The following is a 537-nucleotide window of genomic DNA, read 5'->3' as shown; positions in this document are numbered from 1 at the left end:
GTCGAGAAGATCGACGACCTCAGCATCCGGATCCTGTTCGACAAGCCGACGCCGTACTGGAGCGATGCCTTCGTGGGCACCGTCGGCATGGTGATCCCGAAACACCTGTTCGCCGCCTATACCGGCGCCAAGTCCCGGGAGGCGCCGCAGAACCTGGCGCCGGTGGGCACCGGCCCGTACCGGTTCCTCGAATTCCGGCCCGGCGACATCGTCCGCGGCGAACGCAACCCGAATTACCACCTGCCCAACCGCCCCTATTTCGACAGCGTCGAGATGAAGGGCGGCGGCGATGCGGTCTCGGCGGCCCGCGCCGTGCTCCAGACCGGCGAGTACGACTACGCCTGGAACCTGCTCGTCGAGGACGAGGTGCTCAAGCGCCTGGAGACCGGCGGCAAGGGCCGGATCGAACGCGAAGCTTGTGTTCTTCGAGACGAAGCGCTCCGGGCCGTTCACCGAATTGGCCGTGGCCCGGCCGGTGCGGCCGTAGATGTAGTCCTGGATCGACTTGCGATCGACCAACAGGCTCATCGCGTGGCA

At 66.5% G+C, this 537-nt stretch carries 1 protein-coding gene; it reads left to right on the top strand.

Annotation, left to right across the window (positions count from 1 at the left end; genetic code table 11):
• Positions 1-537 (top strand): ABC transporter substrate-binding protein (locus tag MKL20_RS00105; protein ID WP_244034980.1); only part of this gene is annotated, 537 nt, incomplete at both ends.

The sequence above is a fragment of the Methylobacterium sp. E-066 genome (assembly GCF_022829635.1).
GTDB lineage: Bacteria > Pseudomonadota > Alphaproteobacteria > Rhizobiales > Beijerinckiaceae > Methylobacterium.
The sequence above is the reverse complement of the archived record's forward strand: the minus strand, read 5'-3'. Positions and strand labels throughout refer to the sequence as shown.